The organism is Sandaracinobacteroides sp. (assembly GCF_057137845.1).
In genome coordinates this window covers 1-4,142 of the sequence record NZ_DBNHFX010000221.1, presented here as the reverse complement: position 1 = coordinate 4,142, position 4,142 = coordinate 1, and the positions used below count along the sequence as shown (strand labels likewise).

General features: G+C 66.2%; 5 protein-coding genes. 4 read left to right on the top strand and 1 reads right to left on the bottom strand.

The annotated features are described in order from the left end of the window. The 3 genes from AC16JP_RS11740 to AC16JP_RS11730 all read left to right on the top strand — a co-directional run. The coding region (locus tag AC16JP_RS11740; RefSeq protein WP_484340801.1) for a nitrilase-related carbon-nitrogen hydrolase at positions 1 to 666 on the top strand (666 nt) is incomplete at its 5' end. Further along, a complete protein-coding gene (locus tag AC16JP_RS11735) occupies positions 663 to 1,856 on the top strand; it encodes a class I SAM-dependent methyltransferase (protein ID WP_484340800.1) in 1,194 nt (397 codons plus the stop codon). The genes AC16JP_RS11740 and AC16JP_RS11735, both read left to right, overlap by 4 nt. Before the next feature lie 4 nt (positions 1,857 to 1,860). Next, on the top strand, positions 1,861 to 2,223 hold the full coding sequence (locus AC16JP_RS11730; RefSeq protein WP_484340799.1) for a hypothetical protein: 363 nt from the start codon (positions 1,861 to 1,863) through the stop codon (positions 2,221 to 2,223). A gap of 79 nt (positions 2,224 to 2,302) precedes the next feature. Here AC16JP_RS11730 and AC16JP_RS11725 read toward each other — a convergent pair whose 3' ends face one another. Then, the gene (locus AC16JP_RS11725; RefSeq protein WP_484340798.1) at positions 2,303 to 3,730 is read right to left on the bottom strand and encodes an aldehyde dehydrogenase family protein; all 1,428 of its coding nucleotides are present in this window, start codon (positions 3,728 to 3,730) and stop codon (positions 2,303 to 2,305) included. A gap of 102 nt (positions 3,731 to 3,832) precedes the next feature. Here AC16JP_RS11725 and AC16JP_RS11720 point away from each other — a divergent pair. Further along, the coding region (locus AC16JP_RS11720; RefSeq protein ID WP_484340797.1) for an alpha/beta fold hydrolase at positions 3,833 to 4,142 on the top strand (310 nt) is incomplete at its 3' end.

The following is a 4,142-nucleotide window of genomic DNA, read 5'->3' as shown; positions in this document are numbered from 1 at the left end:
CCATCGGGCGACGTGGTGCTGCGCTACCGGCGGCTCAATTCCATGTATGCGCCGACCCCGCACGACGTGTTCAGCCGCTACCTCGACATCTACGGGCTGGAAGGCGTGTTTCCCGTCGCCCGCACGGAAATCGGCAATCTGGCGGCGATCGCCTCGGAAGAAATCCTGTATCCGGAAATCGCCCGCGCCCACGCGCTGCGCGGCGCCGAGCTGTTCGTGCACTCCTCGTCGGAAATCGGCTCGCCGCTGGCCACCCCCAAGGCGACTGCACGGCGCGCCCGCGCCTTCGAAAACATGGCCTATGTGGTTTCCGCCAACACCGCCGGGATCGAGGGCACGGCCATGCCGCTGGCCAGCGCCGACGGCCATTCGACGGTAACCGACTGGAAGGGCAATGTGCTGGCGGAATCCGGCTATGGTGAAACCTTCACCGCCTTTGCCGACATCGACATCGGCGCATTGCGCGCCGCCCGGCGCAAGCCCGGCATGGTGAACCAGTTGTCGCGCCAGCGGCTCGAACTGTTCGCAGCAACCTACGCCGATACGCGGGTGCAACCGGCCGACAGCCTGCTTGCCGCAGACGGGCTCACCATCCCCGACCGCGACCATTTCAACCGCGTGCAGGCAGACGTGATCGAGAGACTAGCAAAGGAGGGCCTCATATGAGCCGCGAAGACGTACCGCCGCCCTATACGGCACTGAACTACCATGGCATGTTCCCGGTGCCCCGCCACGACGAAGTCGCCCGTTTCAACTTCCTCGCCGGGCTGAACCGCTACCTGTCCGGCACCGTCGGCCAGGGCAACCGCATCGCCTACGAACGGCAGGTGCTGCCGGCCTTCCGCGCCGAACATGGCCGCGACCCTGAACACCGCTATGAAATCCGCGACGCCATGAACCGCAATCCATGGCACCAGACCTGGTCGGCGCTGAAGCGCAACTCGATGGAGATGCGGCAGCAGAACGGCCGCGCGATGGTGCTGCGCCAGCTCGATGAACTCGATGCAAAGGCGCGCCAGTTCAACGAAGGCCGCGACACGCTGCAACTGAACCCGGCCGTAAAGGTCCCCTATTATCAGGCCGTGACCGACATCCACTGCATGCCCGGCAGCTTTTTCGGCGAGGAACGCCCCGGCGACGTGTCGGCGGGCGCCAACTACGACAGCGGCATGTTCGCCACCACGGCAGGCGGCCTCGGTGCGCTGTCGGATGGCGGCGGGCAGGCGCTGGTGAAGTGGATCCGCGAAGCCCGCCCCGGCTGGCAGCCGCGCCGCATCCTCGATATCGGCTGCACCATCGGCCACAATCTGGTGCCGCTGGCGCTGGCCTTCCCCGATGCCGAAGTGATTGGCATCGACGTCGGCGCCGCCTCGCTCCGCTACGGCCATGCGCGGGCGCAGGCGCTGGGTGCGAAAAACCTGAAGTTCATCCAGATGGACGCCGAGCACACCAGCTTCCCGGACGGCCACTTCGACTGGGTGCAAAGCACAATGTTCCTGCACGAGCTGGCCACCAACACCATTCCGCGCGTGCTGAACGAGATCCACCGCATTCTTGCTCCCGGCGGGCTGTCGCTCCACGTCGAGCAGCCGCAATATTCCGCCGACATGCCGCTGTTCCAGCAGTTCCAGCGCGACTGGGACGCCTTCAACAACAACGAACCATGCTGGTCGATCATGCACGGCTTCGACCTGAGGGACCTGATGGTCGATTCCGGGTTCCAGCGCGACAAGCTGTTCGACATCGACATCGCCGCCGTCGTCGACACCAGCGTGTTCCCGCAACACAAGCAGGATGAAAAGGAAGACCATGGCCGCGCCGCATTCTGGCACGCCTATGGCGCATGGAAGGCCTGACCGCATGACCGAGAATCTCGACTGGATCGCCCGCGCCGGAACCCGCGCCAAGGGCCGCCGCCCCGACTATTTCGAAGACCCGGCGCTCGATCGCACCGTCTCGATCCTGATGGCGGTGGTCGCCGAAGTGTCGGTGGTGAAAGACCGGCTCGACACCATCGAACGGCTGCTGGAACAGAAGGGCAGCATCAACCGCGCCGACATCGAAACCTACGCCCCCGACCGCGACGCCGCCTACGAGCGCGCGCTCGGCACCAAGGAATATATCGCCCGCGTGCTGCGCGGTGTGCAGCAGCACATGGAATCGATGGAAGTCGATGAACCGTCGCTGGAAGATGTGACGAAGGAACTGGAAAAGCTGCCCTGAAACGTCAGGCCGCAGACACCAAAGGGGGCGGACGTCGGTCCACCCCCTTTTTGTTTCGCCGGCGTTCAGCGCGCGCGCATCAGCCCTTGCGCGTTTCCTCGGCATAGGCGGCCAGCGGCAGCGGCTGTCCGGACTGGCGGATCAGGGCCTGCCTGCGGAAGAACCGCATCATGCCGCTCGCCCCCATGCGCGAGGGGCCAAGCCCCGACGCCTTGAAGCTCGACTTTTCGGCTTCCCAGACCATCGACGTAAGCGACCCGTCGTTGATCGAAACGGCGCCCGCCTGCAGCCGGGCGGCCACGGCTTCGGCTTCCTCGACACTGCCGGCAACCACTGCCGCCGACAGGCCGTAGCGCCCGGCGTTCGCCATCGAAACCGCCTCGTCTTCGGTTTCGAACAACGACACAGGAATGACCGGCCCGAACGTCTCGTCGGCGAGGATCGCCATGTCGTCGGTCACATCAACCAGCACTGTCGGCCGCAGATAGAGGCCGCCATCCAGCGTCTCCACCCGGCCGCCGGCCAGCAGCTTCGCGCCTTTCGCCACGGCGTCGTCGATCTGCGCCTGCACGATTTCGGCCTGCCGGGCAAAGATGAAAGGCCCGATGTCGCCCTGCCGGATGTCGGGCCAGTTCAGCCGCACGGCTTTCGCAGCTTCCACAAGTGCGTCGAGGAACGGGGCGGCGATTTCCTTCGCCACGATCAGCCGCTCGATCGACTGGCAGGCCTGCCCGGTGTTGACGATCGACGCCCTGAGCGCGGTTGCGGCAGCGCCCGCCGGATCGGCGCTTGCCATCACGATCATCGGATCCTTGCCGCCCAGCTCCAGGCTTGCCGGAATGAAGGCGCGCGCCGCCGCTTCGCCCACCTTGCGGCCGGTCGCAACCGAACCGGTGAACACCAGAAAATCGACAGCACCGACCAGTTCTGCCCCGGTCGCGCCATCGCCCTCGATCAATTCCAGCGGCAGGCCCGGCACATCGGCCACCGCCTGCATCAACGGCCTGATGAAGCGCGGCGTCACTTCGGAAGGCTTCACCAGCACCGCGCAACCGGCGGCCAGCGCCGGGATCGCATCGATCAGCGACAGGGTCAGCGGAAAGTTCCACGGGCTGATCGCGCCGACCAGTTGATAGGGCACCAGCCGGGTGGACGTCGAAATGCCGGGAATCGACGTCTCGATGCGTTGCGATTCCGCCGCTGCGATCTGGCCGGGCGCGCCGTTCGCCCAGCGTGCGATCACCCCCAGCATGGCGTCCACCTCGACGATGGAAATGGCCCGCCGGCCGGTATCGGCGGTCAGGGCATCTGCAAGGGCGTCGCGGCGGGCGCTGATCGCCTGCGCGAACGCCTTCAGCCGGGCCGCCCTGCCCTCGGCGCCGATCGCAGCCCAGCCCGGCTGCATGGCGCGCAGCCGCTGCGCGGCGGCCGCCACATCGGCGCGGTGGATCGTGTAGTCCACCTCGCCCGTTCGCGGGTTGCGAACTTCGATTTGCTGTCCGGCCACGCCAACTTCCTGCGCCATCATCATCTGTCCCTGCACGTTCGGTCCTGCATTACATGCAGATCGGGGCTTGTCTATCCCGATTTGTCCGGACAAATTGCCCCGATGATCACGCGCCACTTCCTCGATGTCGGCAACCGCCGCGTTCACTATCGCAAGGCCGGAAGCGGACCACCGCTGCTGATGGTCCACCAGAGCCCGCGTTCCTCGGCGGAGTATCTGCCGCTGATCGAACGCTGGGCACCGCATTTCACCTGCATCGCCCCCGACACGCCGGGCTATGGCCATTCCGACCCGCTGCCCGACAGCGGCCACCGCCCGGAAATCGGCGATTTCGCCGACGCGATCGTCGCGTTCCTCGATGCCGCCGGAATCCAGCGCACCGCCGCCTACGGCTTTCATTCGGGCGGCATCA